Source organism: Brachyspira catarrhinii (genome assembly GCF_005518285.1).
Taxonomy (GTDB): Bacteria; Spirochaetota; Brachyspiria; order Brachyspirales; family Brachyspiraceae; genus Brachyspira; species Brachyspira catarrhinii.
The window spans coordinates 1-2,853 of record NZ_SJDU01000304.1; the positions used below are offsets into that span (position 1 = coordinate 1).

Genomic DNA, 2,853 nt, shown 5'->3' on the forward strand with positions numbered 1-2,853 from the left:
AAACACATTTTAAGTCCTTTTTTTAGTATTTTTAATTAAATAATTATAGGGAAATATTACATTAAATAATAAAAAATGTCAATAGCTTAATAAAGAAAATTTTTTAAAAACTTGTTGCCATAGCAACTGACAAATATTTTAAAAAAATTAAAATATATTTATTAATTAAATAATTAAAATACAAAACAAAAGGAGAAAAATTTTTATGAAACGAAGAATAATAAAAATTGACGAAGACAAATGCAACGGCTGTGGATTATGCATCCCCGATTGTCCAGAAGGAGCATTGCAAATAATAGACGGAAAGGCAAGGTTAATAAGCGATTTATTTTGCGATGGACTCGGAGCCTGCATAAAAGCCTGTCCCGTAGACGCCATGACTATCGAAGAGAGAGAAGCCGAAGAATATAACGAAGCTAAAGTTATGGTTAATATAGTCAAAGCGGGAGAGAATACTATAAAAGCTCATTTGAAACATTTGAAAGAACATGGAGAGACAAAATTATTAGAGGAGGCAATAAATTATATGAAAGAAAATAATATTGAAATTCCCGCTATTGACGATTTGCCATGCGGTTGTCCTGGAAGTATGCAAAGAGATTTGAGAAAAAATAATAACCGAAACGAGAATAATCAAATTAATATGTCGGTTAATATGCAGTCCGAAATATCGAACTGGCCCATACAATTAAAATTAATGAATCCAAACGCTCCGTATTTGAACGATGCGGATTTGCTAATATCGGCGGATTGCGTTCCTTTTGCGTATCCAAATTTCCATAATAAATTTTTGAAGAATAAAATTCTTATGATGCTATGCCCGAAATTGGATTCCGATATAGATTCTTATATAGAAAAGCTTGCGAATATATTTGAAAATAAAAATATAAAATCGATTTCTATAGTTCATATGGAAGTGCCTTGCTGCGGAGGAGTGGAGATGATAGTCAGAGAGGCAATGGAAAAAGCGAATAAAAATATTATAATAAAAGATTATACAATTTCTATAGACGGAAATCTTGTATAAAACAAGTATAAAATAAAAATAAAAAAATAAAATCATTAAGGAGAATAGAATGAATAAATATATTGATAATTTGGAAACAAAAAAAGTTATATCATTAAAAGATTTGGTTTTGAATAAAGAAAATAGTTTAAATGCTTTTTCGTTAGTCGAAAGAAATAGTTTAATGATAAAAATTCTTTCGCTTGGAAAAAATGCCGAAGTGCCGACTCATAGCGGAACGGGAGATGTATTAGTAAACGCGATAGAAGGCGAAGGCTATATTACTATAGATAACGAAACTTTTGAATTAAAAAGCGGAGAGTCGATTTTGATTCCCGCAAACGCTCCTCATTCTTTGAAAACGAAAGAAAATGAAAATGTTTTTAAGGTTTTGGTTATTCAAGTAAGAGCCGAATAATTATTTGAAAAACTACAATATCATTAATTTATTGAAAGCTATAGACGAAATATAAAATATATTTTTAGTCTATAGCTTTTTTAACTTTTATGATTTTAAATTTTTAAATATTTTTATCTCTTTTATTATTATATTTATTATTCTTCCAAATTAGAATTTAAAAAATTTAAAAATCATATTGAAAAAAATAATTTTTAATATACCATTTGAAATATAAAGTTATTTTTAGGAGATATTCTTATGAAAAAAATAATAAACGATGTTGATAATATTATTATTGAAGAACTTAAAGGTATGGAAAAAGCATATAATAATATTATTAAAGTATGCTATGAACCTATATTTATAACAAGAAAGGAATTACCGAAAAAAGTCGCAATAGTATCGGGCGGAGGTTCTGGACATGAGCCTTTGCATGGAGGTTTTGTAGGATACGGAATGCTTGACGCCGCTTGTCCGGGTCCCGTATTTACATCTCCTACGCCTGACCAAATGGAAGCGGCTGTTAAATCCGTAAATAAAGATATGGGAGTTCTTCTTCTAATAAAAAACTATACGGGCGATGTTATGAATTTCCAAATGGCAGAAGAAATGTGCAAAGCTGACGGTATAGAGGTAAAATCCGTAATTATAGAAGACGATGTAGCGGTTAAAAACAGTTTATACACTACAGGAAGAAGAGGAGTCGGAGCTACGGTATTTTTTGAGAAAATTTGCGGGGCTTCAGCGGAAAAAGGAGACAATTTAGACAAAGTTATAGAGTATGCAAATTATTGTAAGGAAAATGCAAGGTCTATGGGTATGGCATTAACTTCTTGCACAGTCCCAGCTGCAGGAAAACCCACATTTGATATAGCGGATAATGAAATTGAAATGGGAATAGGTATTCATGGAGAACCAGGTATAGAGAGGGTTAAAATAAAGACGGCGAATGAAATAGCCGAGATAATGATGGAAAAAATATGCAACGATATACCATACAAAAATGGCGATGAAGTAATATGTATGGTAAACGGAATGGGCGGAACTCCTTTAATGGAGCTTTATATATTGTATAATTCGGTAGAAGAAATTGCTAAAAAGAGAGGTATAAAAATTGTTAGAAATCTTGTAGGAAATTATGTAACATCTATAGATATGGCTGGAGCATCTATAAGTTTAATGAAAGCAAATAACGATATATTGAAATTATGGGATTATCCTGTTAATACGGTAGCTTTAAGATGGGGTATGTAAATGAGTAATATAGATATAATAAAAATTAAAGAATGGTTATCTTCCGTTGCCGATACTTACGAAGAAAATAAAGATTATTTAACTCAATTGGATTCAGATATAGGGGATGCAGACCATGGTATAAATATGAATAGAGGATTCAAATTGGTTAAAGACATGATAAATATCAAATTGGTTAAAGACATGATAAATA

Annotated in this window: 3 protein-coding genes and 1 pseudogene; all 4 read left to right on the plus strand. The window is 30.4% G+C overall.

The features are described 5' to 3' along the window. The first annotated feature begins 205 nt into the window (after nt 1–205). Nucleotides 206–1,027: a 4Fe-4S binding protein gene (locus tag EZH24_RS09740; protein ID WP_137998958.1), complete on the plus strand. Its 822-nt coding sequence runs from the start codon at nt 206–208 to the stop codon at nt 1,025–1,027. Nucleotides 1,028–1,076: 49 nt separating this feature from the next. After that, nucleotides 1,077–1,424: a cupin domain-containing protein gene (locus tag EZH24_RS09745; protein ID WP_137998959.1), complete on the plus strand. Its 348-nt coding sequence runs from the start codon at nt 1,077–1,079 to the stop codon at nt 1,422–1,424. A gap of 240 nt (nt 1,425–1,664) precedes the next feature. Beyond that, on the plus strand, nt 1,665–2,660 hold the full coding sequence (gene dhaK / locus EZH24_RS09750; protein ID WP_137998960.1) for a dihydroxyacetone kinase subunit DhaK: 996 nt from the start codon (nt 1,665–1,667) through the stop codon (nt 2,658–2,660). Then, nucleotides 2,661–2,853 (plus strand): annotated as a pseudogene (locus EZH24_RS09755) (hypothetical protein); the annotation flags it as partial. It abuts the gene before it with no gap.

Bases quoted from the DNA above. Each gene is read 5' to 3' on its own strand.
- EZH24_RS09745 (WP_137998959.1), top strand. From the start codon at position 1,077: ATGAATAAATATATTGATAATTTGGAAACAAAAAAAGTTATATCATTA.
- EZH24_RS09740 (WP_137998958.1), top strand. From the start codon at position 206: ATGAAACGAAGAATAATAAAAATTGACGAAGACAAATGCAACGGCTGT.
- dhaK (WP_137998960.1), top strand. From the start codon at position 1,665: ATGAAAAAAATAATAAACGATGTTGATAATATTATTATTGAAGAACTT.